A 22466-nucleotide genomic window follows, 5' to 3' on the forward strand; every position below is an offset into this window, starting at 1 on the left:
TAATAAAATCTGGATTCAGGTAATTAAAAACTAAAAATATTATGTGTGGAATTGTATGTGCCTTTGATTTAAAACAAAAAGCAGAAACCTTAAGGCCTCAAGTGTTAGAGATGGCAAAAATCATCCGTCATCGTGGCCCAGACTGGAGTGGGATTTTCTCGAATGATAAAGCTATTTTAGCACATGAGCGTTTAGCTATTGTAGATCCAGCTTCGGGAAAGCAACCTTTGTTTAGTTCTAATGGAAATTTTGTTTTAGCCGCAAATGGAGAAATATACAATCACCGCGAATTACGTAAACAATTTGAAGGCAAATACGATTTTCAAACTCAAAGCGACTGTGAAGTTATTTTGGCATTGTACCAAGAAAAAGGACCAACGTTTGTCGATGAAATGAACGGAATCTTCGGTTTTGCTTTATATGATGTAGAAAAAGATGAGTATTTTATTGCTCGCGATCATATTGGTATTATCCCATTGTACATAGGTTGGGATAAACACGGAACATTTTACGTGGCATCTGAATTAAAAGCCTTGGAAGGGTATTGCTCTAAAATTGAGTTGTTCCCTCCGGGACATTATTTCTATAGTAAAGATGGTCAATTGGTAAAATGGTATGATAGAGAATGGACTGAATACGATGCCGTGAAGGAGAGCGAAACTAGTATTCAAGCGATACGTGAAGCCTTAGAAGCTGCTGTGCATCGTCAGTTAATGAGTGATGTGCCTTATGGAGTGTTGCTGTCAGGAGGTTTAGATTCATCTATTACTTCTGCCATTGCTAAAAAGTATGCAAGTCGTCGTATTGAAACAGATGATAAATCAGAAGCTTGGTATCCGCAATTGCACTCGTTTGCTGTAGGTTTAGAAGGGTCACCAGATTTGGCTGCGGCTCAAAAAGTAGCGGATCATTTAGGAACAATTCACCACGAAATTAAGTTTACTATTCAGGAAGGTTTGGATGCTATTCGTGATGTGATTTATAACTTAGAAACCTATGATGTTACTACGGTTCGTGCCAGTACGCCTATGTATTTAATGGCTCGTGTAATTAAATCTATGGGGATTAAGATGGTGCTTTCGGGTGAGGGTTCTGATGAGTTGTTTGGGGGCTATTTATATTTCCATAAAGCACCTAATGCCAAAGAATTTCACGAAGAAACGGTTCGTAAATTAAGTAAACTCCACATGTACGATTGTTTAAGAGCTAATAAAAGTTTAGCGGCTTGGGGGATCGAAGGACGTGTACCGTTCTTAGATAAGGAATTTATGGATGTAGCCATGCGAATCAACCCGCAAGATAAAATGATTAACGGAGAGCGCATGGAAAAATGGGTTTTACGTAAAGCTTTTGAAGATATGTTGCCAGAAAGTGTAGCATGGCGCCAAAAAGAACAATTTAGCGATGGAGTGGGGTACAGTTGGATTGATACCTTGAAAGTGATTGTTAATAAAGAGGTGACAGATGAGCAATTGGCAAATGCTAAATTCAGATTCCCAATTCAAACGCCAATGAATAAAGAAGAATATTATTATCGTACTATTTTTAGCGAGCATTATCCAAGCGATACGGCTGCATTGTGTGTGCCGCAAGAAGCAAGTGTGGCTTGTAGTACAAAAATAGCTTTAGAATGGGATGAAGCTTTTAAAAAACTAAATGATCCTTCGGGTAGAGCTGTAGCTAACGTACATGATGATGCGTATGAAAAAGAATTAAAATAGTTTTGTGTTCTGATTTACTTTCTCATCAATTTAATGGGAAAGTTTAAACCTCAATAGCTTTTCTTTTGAGGTTTTTTAATTTGAACCCAGATTATACGTTAAACTTTGTGATAAAGATGAAAAGGGGAAAGAAGGTAAAGGGGACGAGAAATTTTTATCGCTGCTGTAGTTTTACTATATGGAGTACAAAAAACAACTACTTTGTTTAGATTAAAAAGCATTTTTATCTGTAATAAATTTCTAATGAATCTGGGATTAATGTAAAAATAAAGTTATAAGAGGGCTTTAAATGGATTTTTGTAAAAACTTAATTTTAACATTTCTTAAAAAAGAAAGAAAATGTAAATTAAGACTATTTTTGTTTGATTTAAGCAATGATCTTTTTATTAACTCTCTAATGTTAACAAACTAAAAGGGTTTTAAAGTATTTTATAATTTTAAAAAGTGGTATTTCACTATATTTGCATATTAGACAAAATAATGCAATTTCGAAAAAGATATTATGAGCGAAGAAGTTAAAAAGAATAATTATTCTGCTGACAGTATTCAGGCACTAGAAGGGATGGAGCATGTACGTATGCGTCCGTCCATGTATATCGGTGATACAGGTGTAAGAGGATTACATCATTTAGTATACGAGGTAGTAGATAACTCAATTGATGAGGCGTTAGGAGGACACTGTGATACTATTTTTGTTACTATAAATGAAGATAATTCCATAACTGTAGAAGATAATGGTCGTGGGATTCCTGTAGATATTCACAAAAAAGAAGGCGTTTCAGCACTGGAAGTTGTAATGACTAAAATTGGTGCTGGGGGTAAATTTGATAAAGATTCATATAAGGTTTCTGGTGGTCTTCACGGGGTAGGGGTTTCGTGTGTTAATGCTCTTTCGGATCATTTAAAAGCCACGGTTTATCGCGAAGGGAAGATTTATGAGCAGGAATATGAAAGAGGTAAAGCCCAATATCCTGTAAAACAAATAGGAACTACAGATAAAAGAGGAACTACTGTTTGGTTTAAGCCAGATGGTACGATTTTTCAACAAACCTTAGAATATTCTTATGACACACTTGCCGCTCGTATGCGTGAGTTGGCTTTCTTAAATAAAGGAATTACAATTACTCTTACAGATAAAAGAGGGCAAGATAAAGAAGGGAAATATTTAGGAGAAACATTTCATTCCAAAGAAGGTTTGAAGGAGTTTGTTAAATTTCTTGATGGGAATCGTGTGCCTATTATTGGTCACGTAATTTCAATGGAAAATGACAAAGGAGAAATTCCTGTTGAAGTAGCTTTAATTTATAATGATAGCTATTCAGAAAATATATTCTCTTACGTAAATAATATCAATACGCACGAAGGAGGAACACACTTGCAAGGTTTTCGTATGGGGTTAACTCGTACATTGAAAAAATATGCAGATGCTTCTGGATTATTAGATAAATTAAAGTTTGAAATTTCAGGAGATGACTTCCGTGAAGGGTTAACGGCTATTATTTCAGTAAAAGTAGCCGAACCACAATTTGAAGGACAAACAAAAACAAAATTAGGGAATAGAGAAGTAGTTTCTCCTGTATCGCAAGCGGTAGCTGAAATGCTAGAAAATTACTTAGAAGAAAATCCTAATGATGCTAAAATTATCGTTCAAAAAGTAATTCTTGCCGCTCAAGCACGTCATGCAGCTAAAAAAGCACGTGAAATGGTACAGCGCAAAACCGTTATGGGCGGTGGTGGTTTGCCAGGAAAATTGTCAGATTGTTCAGAACAAGATCCTACAAAATGTGAAATATTCCTTGTCGAGGGGGATTCCGCAGGTGGAACAGCCAAACAAGGACGAGATCGTAATTTTCAAGCAATTCTGCCTTTAAGAGGAAAAATTTTGAATGTAGAAAAAGCAATGCATCATAAGGTGTTTGAAAATGAAGAAATACGTAATATCTTTACAGCCCTAGGAGTAACAGTAGGTACAGCAGATGATAGTAAAGCTTTAAATCTTGAAAAACTTCGTTATCATAAAGTGGTAATCATGTGTGATGCCGATATTGATGGGAGCCATATTTCTACTCTTATCTTAACATTCTTCTTCCGTTTTATGAAAGAATTAATAGAAGAAGGACACGTATATATAGCAACTCCACCTTTGTACCTAGTTAAAAAGGGAAATAAAAAAGAGTATGCTTGGGATGAAAAACAGCGTGATGCAATCAATGAAAAAATGGGAGGAGGAGCTAATATTCAACGTTATAAAGGTCTTGGAGAGATGAACGCAGAACAATTATGGGAAACCACTTTAAATCCAGGCTATAGAACACTACGTCAAGTAACTATTGATAGTTTAACAGAAGCAGATAGGGTATTCTCAATGTTAATGGGCGATGAGGTTCCTCCTCGTAGAGAATTTATCGAGAAAAATGCTATTTATGCTAATATTGATGCGTAGTATGTATAACATAAACAAAAAAGACTGGTCTAATGAACCAGTCTTTTTTGTTTATATAAATTTTTTTATTAGTAGATTGCTATTGTATTTTTTCGTATATTCGAAAGAAGATTCTTATTAAAGAGGTTTTAGAAATAAAAAGATTAAAAAAAATAAATTATTATGAAAGTATCAATTGTAGGAGCGGGTAATGTTGGAGCCACTTGCGCAGATGTTATGGCTTATAGAGGTATTGCTAGTGAAATAGTTCTATTGGATATTCGTGAAGGTTTTGCAGAAGGAAAAGCATTAGATATCTCGCAATGCGCCACGAATACAGGTTTTAATACTAAATTGATAGGGGTAACCAATGATTATTCTAAAACATCTAATAGTGATGTAGTGGTTATTACTTCGGGAATTCCTAGAAAACCAGGTATGACACGTGAAGAACTTATAGGTATTAATGCAGGGATTGTAAAGTCAGTAGCTGAAAATCTTTTAGCACATTCACCTAATGCAGTATTTATTATAGTGTCAAATCCTATGGATACAATGACTTATTTAACCTATAAGGCTTTAGGTATACCTAAAAACAGAGTGATAGGCATGGGAGGAGCTTTAGATAGTGCACGTTTTAAAACATATTTAGCCTTAGCTTTAGATAAGCCAACTAATGATATTGCCGCTATGGTTATTGGAGGACATGGTGATACAACTATGATTCCGCTGACGCGTTTGGCTTCTTATAATGGAATCCCAGTATCGCAGTTTTTGTCAGAAGAACAATTGAGTAAAATAGCTTCGGATACAATGGTAGGTGGAGCCACGTTAACGGCTTTGCTAGGTACTTCAGCTTGGTATGCACCTGGTGCTTCGGTGGCTTATTTGGTAGATTCTATTTTAAATGATCAAAAGAAGATGATTGCTTGTTCTGTGTATTTGGATGGAGAGTACGGTCAAAAGGATTTATGTATAGGGGTTCCTTGTATTGTTGGTAGGAATGGAGTGGAAGAGATAATAGATGTGAAGTTAAATGATCTAGAGAGGGAGTTATTTATCAAATCCTCAGCGGCAGTTCGTAATATGAATGATACCCTTTCAGAACTATTATGATAAAAACTTTAATTTATTAAAAAGACTGTAAAACGACAGTCTTTTTTTTTATATAATTTTTGGAAATTAATTGGTTTATCGTATTCAGAATTATATATTTGCAAGTTTTAGTAAATACTCCTATTGTATTTAGGAGTCTTTTATTAACCAAAAACTAACGTAGAACAAATTAATTAATTTTTTACAAAGAATGCAGAATAGAGGACTCATTAAGTTTTTTGCAATCATCTTTGCTTTAGTAAGTATTTACCAGCTTACTTTCACTTTTATAGCGAATAAAGTTAAAAGTGATGCAAAAGCATTTGCAAATGGAAATCAAGAAAAGGAGATTAAGTATCTTGATTCAATTGGTAAACAAAAAGTTTTTAGTTTAGGGTTTACTGATTTTACTTACAATGAAGTAGCTGATAAGCAAATTAACAAAGGTTTAGACTTAGAAGGAGGGATTAACGTTACCTTGCAAATCTCTGTGAAAGATGTATTAAAAGGTTTAGCTAATAATACATCAAATGCTTTATTCAATAAAGCTTTAGCAGATGCTAAGAAAAATCAACAAGGGAATCAATCTTTTCTAGATGCTTTTTTTGAAGCATTTGAAAAAGCTTCGGCTGGTTCAGGAATTAAATTAGCTTCTCCTGATGTTTTTGGAAATAGAAACTTAGCCGATGAGATTAACTTCAATATGTCAGATTCACAAGTAAAAGCTGTAATTGCTAAAAAAGTAGATGAGTCTGTGCAAAGCGCATTTGGAGTATTACGTGAACGTATTGATAAATTTGGTGTTACACAACCTAATATTGTTAAATTAGGAAATACAGGACGTATTTTAGTGGAATTGCCAGGAGCAAAGGATGTAGACCGTGCTAAAAAATTGTTATCTTCTACGGCTCAATTAGAGTTTTGGGAAACTTACAAAGTAGAGGAAGTAGCCTCTTACTTAATGACTGTAAATGAGGCTTTGAAGAAAACTGAAAAAGTTGAACCAGCTGTTAAAGAAACTAAATCATCTTCGAAACTAAATGATTTATTAGTTGATAAGTCAAAAGATTCAGCAAGTAATGCAAAAGGAAATAATCCATTGTTTGACAAATTAATGCCATTACAGCAAGGAGGTTCTATAATAGGCATGATTGCAACTAAAGATACAGCAACAGTTAATGCTTATTTAAAAAGAACGGATATAAAATCTTTATTACCTGCCAATTTAGCAGATGTTAAGTTTTTATACGGTAAAGTAAAAGACGAAGAAGCAGAAGCAGTTGAGGTATATGCTATTAAAGGAAATAGAACAAATGTGCCTCCTATGAGTGGAAGCGTTTTAATAGATGCTGCTGACACTTTTGATCAAATGGGAAAACCAGCCGTATCTATGCAAATGAACGGTAAAGGGGCTAAAATTTGGGAAGAATTAACAGGTAGAGTATTTTCTCAAAAGAATGCAATTGCTATCGTTTTAGATGATGTTGTATATTCTGCACCTGGTGTAACTTCAGGGCCCATTGCAGGAGGACGTTCTGAAATTTCAGGAACTTTTAAAATTGATGAAACAAAAGATTTAGCTAATGTTTTACGTGCTGGTAAATTACCTGCCGCTGCAGAAATTGTTCAGTCAGAAGTAGTAGGACCATCATTAGGACAAAAAGCTATTGATAATGGTACTATGTCTGCTATTGTGGGATTATTGGCTGTTATGTTGTGGATGTGGGTATATTATGGTAAATCAGGAACTTATGCAAATATAGCACTAGTAGTTAACTTATTGTTCTTGTTTGGTATTTTAGCCAGTTTAGGTGCTGTATTAACATTGCCAGGTATTGCAGGTATTGTACTAACATTGGGTACAGCTGTAGATGCCAATATCATTATTTATGAAAGAGCAAAAGAAGAATTACGACATGGTTTAAATTTAGGTGATGCAGTACAAAAATCATTCTCTTGGACGGGTGCTATGCGTTCTATCATTGATGCAAACGTAACACACGTTTTAACGGGTGCTATCTTATATACTTTTGGAACAGGACCTATTAAAGGTTTTGCTACCACGTTATTAATCGGTATCGTAACTTCATTATTTACGTCTATTTTTATTACAAGAATTTTCTTGGATAGAGCAGTGGCTAAAAATATTACTTTATCATTTACTACAGATTGGTCTAAAAATTGGTTTACAGGATATCATTTCGATTTCTTAAAAATTAAAAAATTTACCTATGGTTTCTCATTAGTGGTGACTATAATCAGTTTGGTTTCAATTTTCTTTGTAAATGGTTTAGATCAAGGGGTAGACTTTGTTGGAGGTAGAACTTTTCAAGTGAAATTTGAAAAACCAGTTGATGCAGCCGTAGTGTCGGAAGAATTAGGAAAAGTATTTGGTGTACCTGCCGAAGCTAAAGTATTTGGTGATTCAGATCAATTAAGGATTACAACTAAATATAAAATAGAAGAAGAAGGCGTAGCTGTAGACGAGGAAGTCAATAAATTATTATACCAAGGATTGTCTAAATATTTCCCTGGTATGGATTATAAAACATTTATTACCTTAACAGATGGTAAAAAACTAGCTGTATTATCAGGATCAAAAGTAGGTGCTGCTATTTCTAATGATATTAAAACAAACTCTTTTTGGGCTGTTATTGGAGCAATGTTAGTAGTAGGTTTATACTTAGTAATTTCATTCCGTAAATTAGGATATTCACTAGGAGCAGTAGCAGCAGTAGCACACGACGTAATTTTTGTATTAGGTATTTATTCTATATGTTATAAGTTTATGCCTTTCCACATGGAAATGGATCAACACTTTATTGCAGCTATCTTAACAGTTATTGGGTACTCAATGAATGATACAGTTATTGTATTTGACCGTATTCGCGAGTTCTTAGCAGGGAACTTAAAAGGAAACTTTAATCATATTGTAAATGAATCTATTAATACTACTTTATCAAGAACAATCAATACATCATTGACTATGATTTTAGTATTAGCTATTATGTTCGTATTTGGTGGTGAGTCTATCAGAGGATTTATCTTTGCTATGTTGATAGGTATTATTGTAGGTACTTATTCTTCATTATTCATTGCAACACCTGTGCTAGTAGATACTTTGTCTAAAAAAGATAAAGAAGAAATAGAAAAAAGACACGCAGAAATGAATGCTTAATTTAAGTGTTTTTTAATAAATTAGAAGCCCCGATATTTTGGGGCTTTTTTTATACATCAAATACTAATTAAAATATTTAATATGGAAATTTCTTGGTCTGATTTTGAAAAGGTAGAAATGCGGATAGGAACGATAATTGCTGTGGATGATTTTCCTGAAGCACATAAGCCAGCGTATCAATTATTAATTGATTTTGGAAGTGAATTGGGGATTAAAAAATCTTCTGCTCAAATAACAAAGCGTTATTCAAAAAATGAATTAATTGATAAGCAGGTTATAGCCGTTGTAAATTTTCCCAAAAAACAAATAGGCAAATTTATGAGCGAGTGTTTGGTGTTAGGTTCTGTGGGGGAAAATAATGATATTGTATTGTTATCTTCTGATCAAAAGGTAAGCAATGGTTTGCGTATTGGTTGAAACGGTTAAAGGATTAGAAGGGGTGAAATAACCTGATTTTTATAAATACAAGATTAAGGATTGTTTATCCATTTATTTTTTGTTCGATACCTTTTAATATAGTATATTCTGTAATGGCATTTGTAAGGGTGCTTCTATTATTAAGAGATTAGTAACCAGAGGTTTGCTAATTCTCCCAGTTTTTTAATCAAATTTCTTTGTTAGAATCTGAAACTGATTTATTCCTAATGGTAAATAATTCTCCACAATTCTTACACTTAAATTGTTGTTTGTTTTGTTGAATCCCCATTTTATAGTTTCTAGACTTTTACAAGTTGGACATTGCTTTTTTTGAGTTTTTCATAAATAAAAAGAGTTTATTGAAAGAAATTTCAATAAACTCTTCGAAACTTCATGTTTTACAATGTCTAATAGTTCTTTTACTAACTTTTTTGACTATTAAACATCGTTTGTGAAATTAACTAATCTCAGACATAATCTATATTTTTTCCTAAATCAAATCGTAGATTTACATATTTATCTCCTGAATAAAAAACACTAGATAAAAAAGAGGGCTAAAAAATAGATGTTTAACCTCTAATTCGTTACTTGAACCAAAAGGAGAAAGGCGTATTATAGTACTATGTTTTCTCCTGTAGTCGAAATAATAAGATTGCAATCTATTAGGATACTTTCTTTAGTGGTGTAATAAAATTATACCTTCTTTGTTTTATTTTGTTTACTTTTTACTTTTAGCATTTCTTCTTTGGCCTTGATCATTTCTTCACGAGCTTTAATCATTTCTTCACGAGCTTTGATGATTTCTTCTTTAGCTTTTTTCATTTCAGATTCGCCTTCTTTTTCGTTCCAAAGAAAATCAAAATTAAAATCTTCTGGTTTTATTTTTTCCATTTCAATTTTCATTTGATTTGTTTCGGGTTGTATAGTGTTCATTTTTTCACGTAACTTTTTAATATGTTTTTGTGAGTTAGATAACGCCTCTTTTGTTATTTTTTCTATTTCATTGGAATCGAATTTAAAAAGATCTTTGTTGTTAAATTTTAAAACCATAGGACCTTCTTCTTGTATATTGAATTCAAAATTCCCATTGAAATCTTTCAACATTTTTTTATACTCCTCGGAATCAGTTTCTATTTGTTCACCATCTATAATGACTTGAGGTTTTCCATCGTTTTTCTTTTTAATCACTATGCTTTTGCTATAATTTTTTACTACCGGTTTCTCCTCTTTTTTTTCTAAATTGTTTTGATTTTCTGGTGTAGGTAGTTCTATTTGATTTGAATCAGGTACTCCATCGTTTTCTTTCTCTAAGAAAGAGAACCCAAAATCAGTATCTTCGTTATTAGACTTGTAAAAATTTTTATTCAGATTTATTTCGCTTGCTTTTCCAAAGCCTATTCTGTCTTTAATTTTGTGAAAATAAATAGGTTTAATAGGGTCATCTCCTTGAATGTGTGTCATTCCTTTTTTGCCATTAGTATCTTTATATTCTATTTTAATAGCTGTTATTTCTCCTTTTGAATTACGTTTAATTTTAGAATATTTTAGAATAACACCAAACTTGTCTTTAGCAATTTTAGTGTCTTCTTTTATTTCTTGATCCGTCGAACTTTTATCAGTAGTAATATATAAACCACTTGAGTTAGGCTGAACAATGTTTTTTTCTTGAGCTATTGTTTTTACTTGAAAAAAGAATATAAAAGCCATTACGACAGGAATAATTAATGCGTATTTCCAAGAGTTCTTTTTTTCTGATTGTGATTGGTTTAACATAATGATTCGATTTTTAATTAATGATGAGTTAAAATAGTTTGAAATTGAAAAATAATTTCGTTGTGTAATTACTTTTAATAATGCTTTTTGATATTGGGTTTTATCTTTTAAAAAAGAACTGGCTTTTTGATCGGCTATATACTCTAAGTTTTGAACAATTGCTTTTTTGTAGAACCAAATAAATGGGTTAAACCAAAAAAGAATACAAAATATAGAAGTAAATAGTATATCTATTGTGTGTTTTTCTTTACTATGAACCCTCTCATGTACTAACACATATTGTAATTCCTCTACAGTATAAAAATCAGAATTATAGACTATATAATTAAAAAATGAAAAGGGAGCAATATCTTTATCTGAATCCACCAATTTGAAAGAGCCTTTTTTAATAACTTCTTCTTGGTTAAGAAGTTTATACAACGAAAAGAAACTAATAATGAATTTAATAAAGAATACTAAAGAGATACTCAAATAAATAGTTGTTATTATAATATTCCAGTTGATAAATGGCATGGATTCAGTGTGACTAATTGGAGTGTGATGTATACTTTGTAGGAAAGTAGATTTTGGTGTTGTTTGAGGTTTGATTGCGATGTATTTATGAACGAAAAATAGGGGTAAAATAACAGAAGTTATCAATCCAGATAGTAAAAACCAGCGATTACTGCGAAAAAAAGTTTCTTTGCTTACAAGAAAATAATAAGCAATATAAAAAATTGCTATTACTATGTTGACTTTAGCTACATATAGAATTAGCATTCCCATATCATTTTTTATTTTCTATTAATTCTAAAATTTCTCTAAGTTCAGCAGCTGAAATTTTTTTTTCTTCCGCAAAAAAAGAAACTAAATTTTTGTATGAATTGTTAAAATAGGTTTCAATAGTTGTGTTAAAAAACTTTTTTCTATATTCTTTTATGGGGACAATGGGGTAGTATTGATGTGTGTTGCCAAAAATAGTATGTCCAACATAACCTTTATCTTCTAAATTTCTAATAATTGTAGAAAGGGTATTGTAATGTGGCGTTTCGTTTTTTATTTCAGCCATTACGTCTTTTACAAAAGCATTTTCAAGCTTCCATAAAATTTGCATAATTTCCTCTTCTTTGTTTGTTAACTTTTGCATAGTTAAATACTTTCTTCTTTTTTAGTAAGTAGAACAAAACTAAAACGATGTTTTTAGTTGAACAACTATTTTTGTAGTTGTTTAACTAAAAATTAAGTTATTTTTAAGAAAAGAGGCAAATGCTTTAATTCTCTTTTTGAGTAAGATTATAAGTAATTATGCCTAATAAAACAGCAATAATTCCTAAAAAAGCCATGATTAACCAATTTGTCGTATATCCAAAATAATCCACGATAGACAGGCCAATTTTTGCGCTTATTATATTAGCAGCACTAAAACTCATACTAAAAATAGCCATATATCTTCCTTCATGACCTTTAGGAGCTCTGCTCATGGCAAAAGAATTTGAAAAAGGAAAAGTAAGCATTTCGCCTAAAGACATTAGAATCATCATAATTACGAGTATACTACTCCAAGAAGAAAAAATCAGTATAAACATACTTAAAGACATCATAAGAGCACCTGTAGTGATAATCTTTATTTTATTAATTTGTTTTCTTTCAACATAACTTACAATGGGCATTTCTAAAAAAAAGATAAATAAACCATTGAGCATCAGAAGTAATCCCGATTGGAGTTCTGTTAAATTAAATTGAATTTTGTGATAAAGGGGTAAAGTAGTGAAAAGTTGAAAAAACAAAATGGCTATCAGCATACAACAAGATAAGAAAATCCAAAAAAGGGTATCACTAAATACAGTAATCTTGTTATTAAATAGACTTACATTTTTTTTAGAGTTATGTTTGTTGGTTTTTATCTTTATAAAATATCTAAAAAGGCTAATGGCTAATATACAAGTTATACCATCCACCCAAAAAAGGCCTTTATAACCTATTCCGATAATGATCAATCCAGCCATGGCGGGACCTAATGCAAACCCTAAATTAATCGCTAGACGAACTAATGTTAAAGCCCTTGTTCTATTTTCTTTAGTAGCAAAAGTATTTAAGGATACAAACATGGCAGGTCTATACATATCAGCTATCACCATAATAAGAAAGATTCCTACACATAAACCTATAAATGAAGTGATAAATTGTAAAATAATAAATCCAATACCACTGGTTAGAAGACTAAAAAGCATGACTCTATAAAAACCTATTTTGTCCGAAAGTTTGCCGCCCAACCACGAACCGATCATAGAACCAATACCAAAACTTACTAAGACCCAACTCACTTCTTTGTAACTAAAATGCAGATCTTCCTTTAAATATTTAGATAAAAAAGGAAGTACCATAGTACCCGCGCGATTAATAAAAGTGGTTAGGGTTAGTATCCAAATTTCTCTTGAAAATCCTTTGAAGTTGTTAATATAACGAATAATTCCAGCTTTGAGCATAATGATGTAATAGCTCTCAAAAATACTAAATATCAAAAGAAAATATGTGTAATTTATAGATATTTACTTAATTTTAGCAAATGAAAAAATAGAATCTATTTATAGTCTTTTATTTTTTTTAAAATATTTTGAACAAAAGGAGGCTCTTCAAGAAACAGTTTATCAATTTCAAAATCGTTTAAATAAAGAGTTTTTAGATAGATTAAACACCTTTAGAAAAAACAGATCTTGCTAAATTTAAAAGTTTGGATTTTTTTTCTATAAATAATGATTATTTAGTAAAGGCAAAGTTTTTGAAATTGACTACAACAACGGAACGTAAAGTAATCTATAAAGTGTATGGACTTTTGGGCTTTGAAATAAAAGGCGTAAAAGAAGAATTGGTTGTCTATCAAATCAAGAATTAAAACATAAAAAAGGATTCGGAAATTATTTGTTTCTCCCATTTAGAGATGAAACAAACGAAGTGACAACCTACGGAGACGGAATATATTTGGAAATACGTACTCCTAAAACAGGGTATTGCTTGATTTTAACCAAGTGTACAATCCGTATTGGGTTTATAATCAAAAGTATTCATGTTCTATAGTTTCTTATAAAAATACTTTGTCTAGACCTATTTCTGTAGGAGTTAAAAAAATCAGGACTGATGAAATATAATTTGCATACACATTCGTTTAAAAACCAAAAAGAGGTATTAGAAGTTGTCAATCAATACCCTATGTCGTTTAATGAAAAAACACCTTATTTTTCTATAGGTATACATCCGTGGTATATAAAAGAAGAATATATTAATAAAGAATTAAAGATAATAGAGAATAAATTACCATTACAAAATTGTTTAGCGTTAGGGGAATGTGGTTTAGATAAACGGATAGATATAAAATTAGATTTTCAAATACAAGTGTTTGAAAAGCAATTAGAACTTGCAAAAAAATATAAAAAACCCTTAATTTTGCACTGCGTTTCGGCTTTTCAGGAAATAATTAGTATAAAAAAAGCAATGAAAATAGAGGAGCCTATTGTTATACATGGCTTTTCTAAGAATATTCAAGTTGCTAAAAGTTTATTAGATAACGAATTTTATCTTTCTTTTGGGAAATATTTAATAAGAAATCCTGAATTAGCATCAGTATTTAAGTATGTACCAGAGGATCGTTTTTTTTTAGAAACAGATACAATAGAAGAAACGATTGAAGAGGTATACAATAAAGCTTCAATAATTAAAGGGAAGAATGTAGAAGGATTAATAGAAGCTAATTTTATGAAAGTGTTTCAACTTTAATGAATTAATAAAAAATAAAATTGAATGGCAGTTTGGCAGGAAAGAGCGGAATTATTATTTAAAACAGAAGGCTTAGAGAAATTAAGAAATTCCAACGTTTTAGTCGTAGGAATGGGAGGAGTAGGTTCGTTTGCGGCAGAATTTGTAGTGCGTGCAGGTATAGGTAAAATGACTATTGTAGATGGTGATGTGGTAGATATTACAAATATTAATAGACAATTACCCGCTTTGCATTCTACTGTAGGAGTGCCTAAAGTACAGTTAATGGCGGCGCGAATTAAGGATATAAATCCTGAAATAGATTTGACCGTTATCGAAGAATTTCTTTCACCAGAAAGAGCTTATGAGCTTGTTACAGAGGATTTTGATTATGTTATGGATTGTATAGATAGTATTACACCTAAACTAAATCTTATTATTGCAGCTAAAAAGAAAAAAGTAAAAATAATCAGCAATATGGGGGCTGGAGGCAAGTTTGAAGCAGGAAAAGTATGTGTGAAAGATATTAGTAAAACAGACTATTGCCCACTAGCTAAACAAGTGCGTAAAAGACTTAAAGCAGAAGGAATTTCAGGAGGAGTAAAAGTGGTTTATTCACACGAAAGACCTGATTATTCAAGTGTAAAAATGACGGATGGATCTAATTTTAAGAAGTCATTTTATGGTACGAATAGTTGGATGCCTGCTTTGTTTGGTTTACACGCAGCAGAAAAGGTAATTAGAGATCTACTTAAAAAATAAAAATCCGCTTTTATTTTTGCAGATTTTCAGGGCTATCAATGTGAGTTTTTGTCGTATCTTTTTTTACGGAACTCACTTTGGTAGCTATTTTTATAGGTTTGACAGGAATGTAAATTTCAGTTACCCAAGAAGAAGCGGATTGAGATGTGGTGTTATTTTTAACTAAAACTTCTATTTCTCGGAACTTATCACTTTGTTCCAATTTGTTTTTCTCCATAAAAGTATGTAGCTGCGGTATAGCTTTTGCTAAATGAATATAATTCCCTTTTACAGTTGCTTTTATAGTACTTGAAGGATTGATTTGACCGCTTAATATATCACTATCATTACTAATGTATATTTTTTTCTTTATAGGTATAGCAATAGAGTATTTAAATTGATTTTGTATACTATCCTTAGCATGGTAAACAAGAAAGGGGGCTCCGTTTATAGGGGTGTTTGTACTGGTTAGTATTTTTTGTAGTTTAGGAACAAAACGTTTGATCATTAATGGGATTTGTTCTTTTTTAGAAATTACAGGGCGTTGTATATAATAAAGGGTATCTCTTTTTACAAAACCATCTAGTTTTATTTCAAAATTGTTAATCTCTCTTGTTAATGTAGTATTTACGAAGCTTAAAGCAGACTCAAAACGATCTTCAAAATCGTTTTTAACACCTCTGCCTATAATACTAAGAAATTTATCTTTAAATGTTAATTCTCCTTCAGTAGACCAAATAGCTTTGGTCTTGTTTTGTAAAGTGTCTTTAAATTTTAATACTAATTTATTTACTACTTCATTCATGATAATTTGTTGGGAAATAGATTCATTAGAGACCTTTTGGAGTTGGATTACTTTAAAATTTTCATCTTTCCAAGGGTTGATAGAATCCCAATTGGCACGATCACTCATGTATTTAAAAGCGATTTCTTTAGAAACCTCTATTAACTTTTCATGTTGTATCTTATATTTTCCATCTTTTGTGGCTACAAATACAGTTATAGTTCCTGTAAGTAATAGCATTAGTAAGAATAAGTATTTAGCTACCTTCATGCTTCTAAGTGTAAACTCATGTAAAGCTATAAAAAAATGTTAAAAACGCAAATTTCTTATTGATTTTTGAGTGTTGTTTTTATGAGAAATAAAATTCCAATGAAAATTAAAAAAGAGATAAGTATCCAAAAACTACCTTTGTAATGTAATTTATGTAGTTTTATATCTTTTCTGTAAGAAAAAATCATTAATATAACAAAGCAAATAAAAAAAGAAATTGCAAATATAATTTGACCTTGACTAAACATAGTTTTTTATTGCAAAATTAAGTATTAGTATTGGTATATTTTTATTTTAAACATCTTAATTGTCATATAAAATTTATAATCAAATAAAAATGGAAAAACAACTCGAATCAGTACGTGTATTTCACCAATCTTTTGGTTTAGGAGTAAAAGAAGTCCCAGTGGCAGATTTAGGCAATGATTTAAATCAACTTCGTTTTAATTTGATGAAAGAAGAAAACGAAGAATATTTAGAAGCAGTTAAAAACAATGATTTAGTAGAAGTTGCAGATGCTTTAGGAGATATGCTTTATATATTATGTGGTACCATTTTAGAGCATGGATTACAACATAAAATAGAAGAAGTATTTGAAGAAATTCAAAAAAGCAACATGAGCAAGCTTGGTATGGATGGAAAACCTATCTATCGAGAAGATGGAAAAGTTTTAAAAGGACCTCATTATTTTAAACCTAATATTAAAAAAATATTATTTTAAAAACGAAAGTCTGTCCTTAAAGAATGAAAGATAAACTCTAATTCAAGTTTTAAGGACAGACTTTTTTTGATATAAAAGTAAGAAATTACATAATTTTACCCTCTATAATCACTTGGTCAATAAGATGACTTCCAAAAGCGTATGGCAACTGATAATAGGTTGGAATTTCTTTCGTAATAATTAAATTAGCAACTTTTCCTTTTGTAATACTACCATGTGTATCACTGATGCCCATAGCATACGCTCCATTTAGCGTAGCTGCATTAATGGCTTCTTCAGGTGTCATTTTCATTTTAATGCAAGCAGTAGCTACTACAAAATTCATGTTTCCTGACGGAGTAGTACCAGGATTAAAATCAGTAGCAAGAGCTAACGGAAGACCTGCTTCTATCATTTTTCTGGCAGGTGTATATGGTATACTAATAAAGTATGAACAACTAGGTAATGCTACAGGCATGGTATTTGAATTTTTTAATACTTCAATATCATGATCCGTTACAATTTCTAAATGATCAACACTAAGAGCTTGGTGTTTTACACAGGCTTCAATTCCGTTAATGGCAGTAAATTGATTAACGTGTATTTTGGCTCGTAAGCCATATTCCTGACCTGCTTTCATAATACGTTCTGTTTCTTCAACAGAAAAATAACCTGTTTCTAAAAAAGCATCTATATAATCAGCTAAGTTTTCTTTAGCAATTATAGGCAGCATTTCATTTATAATTAGATCTATATAAGCACTATGATTTTCTTTGTAGGAAGCAGGAAAGGCATGAGCTCCTAAAAAAGTAGATTTGATTTTAATAGGATATTGCTTTGCTAATTTCTTAATAACCCGTAACATTTTAAGTTCTCCTTCAACTGTTAATCCATAACCAGACTTTATTTCAATAGCTCCTGTGCCTTGTTGGATAACTTCTTCTAATCTAATTTTTGATTGTTCAAAAATTTCTTCTTCAGAGGTTTCATTTAATTTTTTTGCAGAGTTTAAAATCCCACCTCCTTTTTGAGCAATTTCTTCGTATGAAAGGCCCTTGATTCGGTCTACAAATTCTTGTACCCTGTTGCCCGCATACACAAGATGTGTATGACTATCACACCAAGTAGGTAAAACTACTTTTCCTTTAGCATCTATAATATGAGCATCTACTTTTTCCGGACAGTTTTCCATAGGTCCAAAATCAGAAATAAGATTATCCTCAATTAATAAATACGCATTGTTGATTTTGGGAAGTTCAGCCATATCTTTTCCTGAAACTTTCAGAATAGATTGTTCTCTTATTTGTAATAATTCTTGTATGTTTATAATTAATTTTTTCATCTTTATAAAAAAAAGTCTTGCTAAAGTACTTTGTTTTTATAGTATTCAGTAAAAAAAGTTGACTTTTTTAAAAGAGATCAGATATTTTTTTAATAATAAATTTATTGAACTGTTATTTTTGCTCTAAAGATAGACCTAAAAGATTGATTCTAATGTGTTTTGTAAAAATAAGCTGAGGGATTGTCAAGAAATAAAAAAGATGATACTATTACAGATTAGTCGTGTAAGAGAGCGTTAAATGGTATTATCGAAAAAAACGTATATAAAAAAGAAAGCTACGTTTTTTAGGAAGACATCATTAAACACACCAAAACTGCTTGTTTTTTTAACAGTTTTTTGTCTTTTAAAATATATTTTTGTGTTGTACTAAAAAGAAATGAATCTTGCGAAAAATAAAATATAAAAAAGGAAAAAAAATAATTCCTACTTTTTTAGAGTATACAGGAAGTTATAAAAGTATACCCACCACCATGCAGTTATTTGTTTATGATACACATACTCTAGTAGAAAGTGCTGATGGCTTTTTTGAAGAAATGATTGTAGACGTAGATCTAAAAAAACAAAATTGGATTAATATTCATGGATTAACAGATTTAGAAAAAATTCAAAAAATAGGTGCTTTTTTAAATGTTGATAAATTTATCTTAGGAGATATTCTTAATACAACAAAACGCACAAAAATAGATGAGTATCATAATGTCCTCTTTTTTAGCATCAAGTCTATTTTACCCATTGAGCATTCCGATAATATAAAGGTAGAGCAAATATCGTTTTTATTAAAAGAAGGAATTTTAACTTCTTTTCAAGAAAAGAAGAGTGATTTTTTTGCACATATAAGAGAGCGCATCCGAACGCATTCAGGTATAGTACGTGATAAAGAAGTTGATTATTTATTATATTTATTATTAGATGCTATCATAGAAAATTTTTTTATAACAATAGAGGCAGAAGAAGATAAAGTAGAGGCATTAATTAATATTTCTAAAACGAATTCAAAACCCGAAATATTAGAGCAAATAGAAAAACATCGAGACAATTTTAATTTTTTAAAACGTTCAATAATTCCTTTACGAGATTCATTATACTCTATAAGAACGACAAAAGACGACAATGTATTTAATGTAATAAAAAAGGAAAATTATAGTTTTTTTGATCGATTGCATCAAAAATGTTTAGAGTTATTAGAGCAAATAGAATATGATTTAACAACTTTAGAGAGTGCTTCAAATTTTTATTTTGCCTCACAAAGCCACAAGATGAATGAGGTAATGAAGACTTTAACTATAGTTTCAGTATTTTTTATGCCTTTGACTTTTATAGTAGGTGTTTATGGAATGAATTTTGATAATATGCCTGAATTACACTGGAAATATGGTTATTTTATGGTATTGGTTTCTATGGTGATATTATTAATAGCTATGGCAATTTATTTTAAATGGAGAAAATGGTTCTAGGATAAAAATAACATTTAATTGTTTTAAAAAAGAAAACTTTAGTAAATAAAAAAAGAGTCATAATTATTGGCTATAATAAATAGTATTTTTACTTTTGTAGAGTATACAAAAAAATCCGGAAAATGTTTGAATTTCAACAGTATTTAGGTTTCTTACTTTTCTTAACCATTTTAACTATGGGATTTTGGTTAATGATTTTCTTAATTAATTTCGTATTCTATTGGGTAGGAGGTTATTTGTGGAATGAATACAAAGAAAAGAGAGCTAATAGAGAAAGCTTAAAACAGTAATTTTATTATTGTTTTAAACAAAAAGCCCCATTTATGGGGCTTTTTAATTGTATTATCCTCCCATATAATCGTTATCATTACCATCATGATTTAGTTTCTGCTTAGAATCTTTTTCTTTTTCGGTTTTTGATTTGTTAAAACGATAAGTAAAAGATAAAGTAGCTACGCGCATCCGATTTTGCATTTCAGAATAAGAATTTACACTTGGCAAGTTTAAATCACGTATCATCTTACGTGAATTAAATACATCATTGATATTAAAGGCTAAAGTAGCTTTGTCTTTTAGGATGTCTTTACTAAATCCTAAATTAAGCACTGCAATTCCTTTTTGAATTCCCTGTGCCATTTTTTGTGATGCGTTGTAAGTAAAATTAGATTGAAAATCAATTTTATAAGGTAAATTAATTCTTGAGTTTAAACGTGCCGTCCAAGTAGAGGATTTAAAATTAAAATCTTGAATAACTAATTCATTTTTGGTATTGGTGTATTGATAATCACCTTTTGTAATATTATAGAAAAAATTAGCATTAGCATTTAGTTTCCACCATTTTTTTACGGTATAATTAGCTGTAATTTCTAGACCATATTTATCGTCTGTTGAAAGATTAAAAGGTGTATTAATGATTACAGGAGTACCATCAATAAAATCACCTCTTTCTTTACGGATAATTTGAAAAGCATCTGTTGTATGATTTAGATAAACAGAGGTGTTTAATGTTAATTGATTCCACTTCTTTAAAAAACCAATATCAAAAGCATCACTATAAGCAGGATTAATATCAGGATTCCCTTGAAATAAGTTGATATTACTTGTATAAGAAGCAAAAGGATTAATAAAACGATCTCTCGGTCTAGTAATACGTTTGCTATAATTGGTGGATATACTTGTGTTTTTTCCTAATTCGTAGGTTAAGAAAACGCTTGGAAAAAAATTATTGTAATTTTTTGATTTAAAAATTTGTGAGGTTAATTGATTGATCTCAATATGTGAATTTTCAAAACGCAACCCTAAGAGATAGGATATTTTATTCATTTTAGACCCAAATTGTGTGTAAAAGGCATTTACATTTTCTACATAATTCATTGTATTAGAAAAACCTGTAATATTTTCAAAAACACCCGTGTTTGTGTTAAGATTCTGTACAGAAAAATCAGCTAATAACTTTACAAAATTACCACGATAGCCTGCTTCAAATTGGGAATCTTTTTTTAAAGGTAGTACATAGTCTAATTGCAATAAATTTCGTAGTTGTGTATCGTGTTTTTTGCTACGTTCGTTCCTAACAAATTGATTGTTATTTAGGATTATTTGTAAAATATCAGAATCATCTTTATCCGTGTTTTTTGAAAAAGCACCATCAAAAGTAATTTTATGTCCTTCTTTTTTAAAATTTTTAGTAAAATTAGTGGTATATTCTACATTATCACCTGTAGATACTAGTTGATTATCACGTTTGGATGTATTGTGATAAATTTTGTTAGCATCAAAGTTGTAGTATAAAACGGCTTCGTTATTTCCTCCTTTATTGCTTCTATAATTAAAAGCATTGGTCCAAGAGGTGTTCTTGCTGATAGCAATTTCAAGACCAAAATTTAAGTTGATTCCCTTAGTATACTTTTCGCTATCTCTTCTTTCTTCTAAATAAGAATCTAAAAGACCCGTTTTTTTATTAAAAGTTTCTTGATCAATTTTTGTTCTTCCTGGGTTAGTACGATCATTATAACCTACGGTTGAAAAAAAATTTATCATTTCGTTTTTATAATTTACATTAGTAGAAAGACTATTGTTTTTAGGTGTTCCAACTGCGGCTATAATACTGCCGTTAATTCCTTGGTTTTTACCTTTTTTAAGAATTATATTAATGATTCCTCCTCCTCCTTCAGCATCATAACGAGCAGAAGGTGTAGTAACCGTTTCTACTTTGTCTATTGCATCGGCAGGAATCATTTTTAGAGCATCGGTTACGCTTACCGCATTAGTGGGTTTGCCATCTATTAAGATTCTAACATTTTCATTCCCTCTTAGGGCTACAGTTCCTTCACTACTAATAGAAATAGAAGGGATATTGTCAAGGACATCACTTACGGTTCCTCCTCTAACCAATATATCTTTACCTACAGTAAACACTTTTTTATCAAGTTTTAGATCTACTGTTGTTCGTTCAGATCGTACCACTACTTCGCTTAGTGTTTTAGCATCAGGTTCTAAAGAAATAATCCCAATATCTAAACTCTCATTGTATAATTTAGGAGTGGTTAATAAAGTTTTAAATGATAAATATTCGTATTTTAATATAAAATTACCGGATGTGTTTTGAAGAGTAAATTCTCCTTTTAAATTGGTAATTGTACCATTAATGGGTTTATTGTTACTAGGATTAATAACAGTTATAGTGGCATATTCAAGTGGTTGCTGAGTTGTTTTGTCAACAAGTCTACCTGTAATTGTAATTTTTTTAGTAAATTGTTTTTCTTGTGCATTGAAAACAATTGTTGAAAAAACAAAAAATAGAAATAATAATTTTTTCATTTAGAGGGAGTTAATAGGTA

Annotated in this window: 16 protein-coding genes and 1 pseudogene; 11 read left to right on the forward strand and 6 right to left on the reverse strand. The window is 30.8% G+C overall.

The genetic code is table 11. From position 1 onward, the window contains the following. The first annotated feature begins 41 nt into the window (after positions 1 to 41). The 5 genes from asnB (at position 42) to HUE53_RS10945 (ending at position 8833) form a co-directional block, all read left to right on the forward strand. On the forward strand, positions 42 to 1721 hold the full coding sequence (gene asnB / locus HUE53_RS10925; protein WP_192188489.1) for an asparagine synthase B: 1680 nt from the start codon (positions 42 to 44) through the stop codon (positions 1719 to 1721). Between the two features lie 502 nt (positions 1722 to 2223). After that, the gene (gyrB, locus tag HUE53_RS10930) at positions 2224 to 4164 is read left to right on the forward strand and encodes a DNA topoisomerase (ATP-hydrolyzing) subunit B (protein ID WP_014165463.1); all 1941 of its coding nucleotides are present in this window, start codon (positions 2224 to 2226) and stop codon (positions 4162 to 4164) included. Between the two features lie 162 nt (positions 4165 to 4326). Continuing rightward, a complete protein-coding gene (gene mdh, locus HUE53_RS10935) occupies positions 4327 to 5259 on the forward strand; it encodes a malate dehydrogenase (protein WP_077225112.1) in 933 nt (310 codons plus the stop codon). A gap of 190 nt (positions 5260 to 5449) precedes the next feature. After that, entirely contained in the window at positions 5450 to 8416 is a 2967-nt protein-coding gene (secDF, locus tag HUE53_RS10940; protein ID WP_014165461.1) for a protein translocase subunit SecDF, read from the forward strand. 81 nt (positions 8417 to 8497) lie between these two features. Beyond that, positions 8498 to 8833: a tRNA-binding protein gene (locus HUE53_RS10945; protein ID WP_014165460.1), complete on the forward strand. Its 336-nt coding sequence runs from the start codon at positions 8498 to 8500 to the stop codon at positions 8831 to 8833. Positions 8834 to 9526: 693 nt separating this feature from the next. Here the strand turns inward: HUE53_RS10945 and HUE53_RS10950 are convergent. The 3 genes from HUE53_RS10950 to HUE53_RS10960 form a co-directional block, all read right to left on the reverse strand. Further along, positions 9527 to 11371: a M56 family metallopeptidase gene (locus HUE53_RS10950; RefSeq protein ID WP_107317730.1), complete on the reverse strand. Its 1845-nt coding sequence runs from the start codon at positions 11369 to 11371 to the stop codon at positions 9527 to 9529. Between the two features lies 1 nt (position 11372). Then, positions 11373 to 11732 carry a BlaI/MecI/CopY family transcriptional regulator gene (locus HUE53_RS10955; protein WP_014165458.1) on the reverse strand — a complete coding sequence of 120 codons (360 nt, stop codon included), beginning with the start codon at positions 11730 to 11732 and terminating at the stop codon, positions 11373 to 11375. 124 nt (positions 11733 to 11856) lie between these two features. Further along, positions 11857 to 13071 carry an MDR family MFS transporter gene (locus tag HUE53_RS10960; RefSeq protein WP_014165457.1) on the reverse strand — a complete coding sequence of 405 codons (1215 nt, stop codon included), beginning with the start codon at positions 13069 to 13071 and terminating at the stop codon, positions 11857 to 11859. Positions 13072 to 13450: 379 nt separating this feature from the next. Here HUE53_RS10960 and HUE53_RS14530 point away from each other — a divergent pair. The 3 genes and pseudogenes from HUE53_RS14530 (at position 13451) to HUE53_RS10980 (ending at position 15097) form a co-directional block, all read left to right on the forward strand. Then, a pseudogene (locus tag HUE53_RS14530) lies at positions 13451 to 13731 on the forward strand (DUF1684 domain-containing protein). Continuing rightward, positions 13718 to 14356 (forward strand): TatD family hydrolase, encoded by a 639-nt coding sequence (locus HUE53_RS10975; protein ID WP_324712746.1) that lies wholly within the window; start codon positions 13718 to 13720, stop codon positions 14354 to 14356. The pseudogene HUE53_RS14530 and the gene HUE53_RS10975 overlap by 14 nt, the downstream one beginning before the upstream one ends. Positions 14357 to 14380: 24 nt before the next feature. Then, the gene (locus tag HUE53_RS10980) at positions 14381 to 15097 is read left to right on the forward strand and encodes a tRNA threonylcarbamoyladenosine dehydratase (RefSeq protein WP_014165454.1); all 717 of its coding nucleotides are present in this window, start codon (positions 14381 to 14383) and stop codon (positions 15095 to 15097) included. Positions 15098 to 15107: 10 nt separating this feature from the next. Here the strand turns inward: HUE53_RS10980 and HUE53_RS10985 are convergent, their stop codons facing one another. After that, positions 15108 to 16130 carry a GyrI-like domain-containing protein gene (locus HUE53_RS10985; RefSeq protein WP_014165453.1) on the reverse strand — a complete coding sequence of 341 codons (1023 nt, stop codon included), beginning with the start codon at positions 16128 to 16130 and terminating at the stop codon, positions 15108 to 15110. Positions 16131 to 16467: 337 nt separating this feature from the next. Here HUE53_RS10985 and HUE53_RS10990 point away from each other — a divergent pair, with 337 nt between their 5' ends. Continuing rightward, positions 16468 to 16851: a pyrophosphohydrolase domain-containing protein gene (locus HUE53_RS10990; RefSeq protein WP_014165451.1), complete on the forward strand. Its 384-nt coding sequence runs from the start codon at positions 16468 to 16470 to the stop codon at positions 16849 to 16851. Positions 16852 to 16936: 85 nt separating this feature from the next. Here the strand turns inward: HUE53_RS10990 and hutI are convergent, their stop codons facing one another. Continuing rightward, positions 16937 to 18172, reverse strand: coding sequence for an imidazolonepropionase (gene hutI, locus HUE53_RS10995; protein WP_063744027.1), 1236 nt, complete (start codon positions 18170 to 18172; stop codon positions 16937 to 16939). A 383-nt stretch (positions 18173 to 18555) separates the two neighbouring features. Here hutI and corA point away from each other — a divergent pair, with 383 nt between their 5' ends. Then, a complete protein-coding gene (gene corA, locus HUE53_RS11000) occupies positions 18556 to 19626 on the forward strand; it encodes a magnesium/cobalt transporter CorA (RefSeq protein WP_065213451.1) in 1071 nt (356 codons plus the stop codon). A gap of 122 nt (positions 19627 to 19748) precedes the next feature. Next, complete coding sequence (locus tag HUE53_RS11005) at positions 19749 to 19916, forward strand: hypothetical protein (protein ID WP_014165448.1); 168 nt, start codon at positions 19749 to 19751, stop codon at positions 19914 to 19916. A 52-nt stretch (positions 19917 to 19968) separates the two neighbouring features. Here the strand turns inward: HUE53_RS11005 and HUE53_RS11010 are convergent, their stop codons facing one another. Next, positions 19969 to 22446, reverse strand: coding sequence for an outer membrane beta-barrel family protein (locus tag HUE53_RS11010; RefSeq protein WP_065213452.1), 2478 nt, complete (start codon positions 22444 to 22446; stop codon positions 19969 to 19971). Positions 22447 to 22466: the final 20 nt, after the last annotated feature.

Origin of the sequence: Flavobacterium columnare, assembly GCF_014844295.1 — a bacterium.
In the GTDB taxonomy this organism is placed as follows: Bacteria; Bacteroidota; Bacteroidia; order Flavobacteriales; family Flavobacteriaceae; genus Flavobacterium; species Flavobacterium columnare.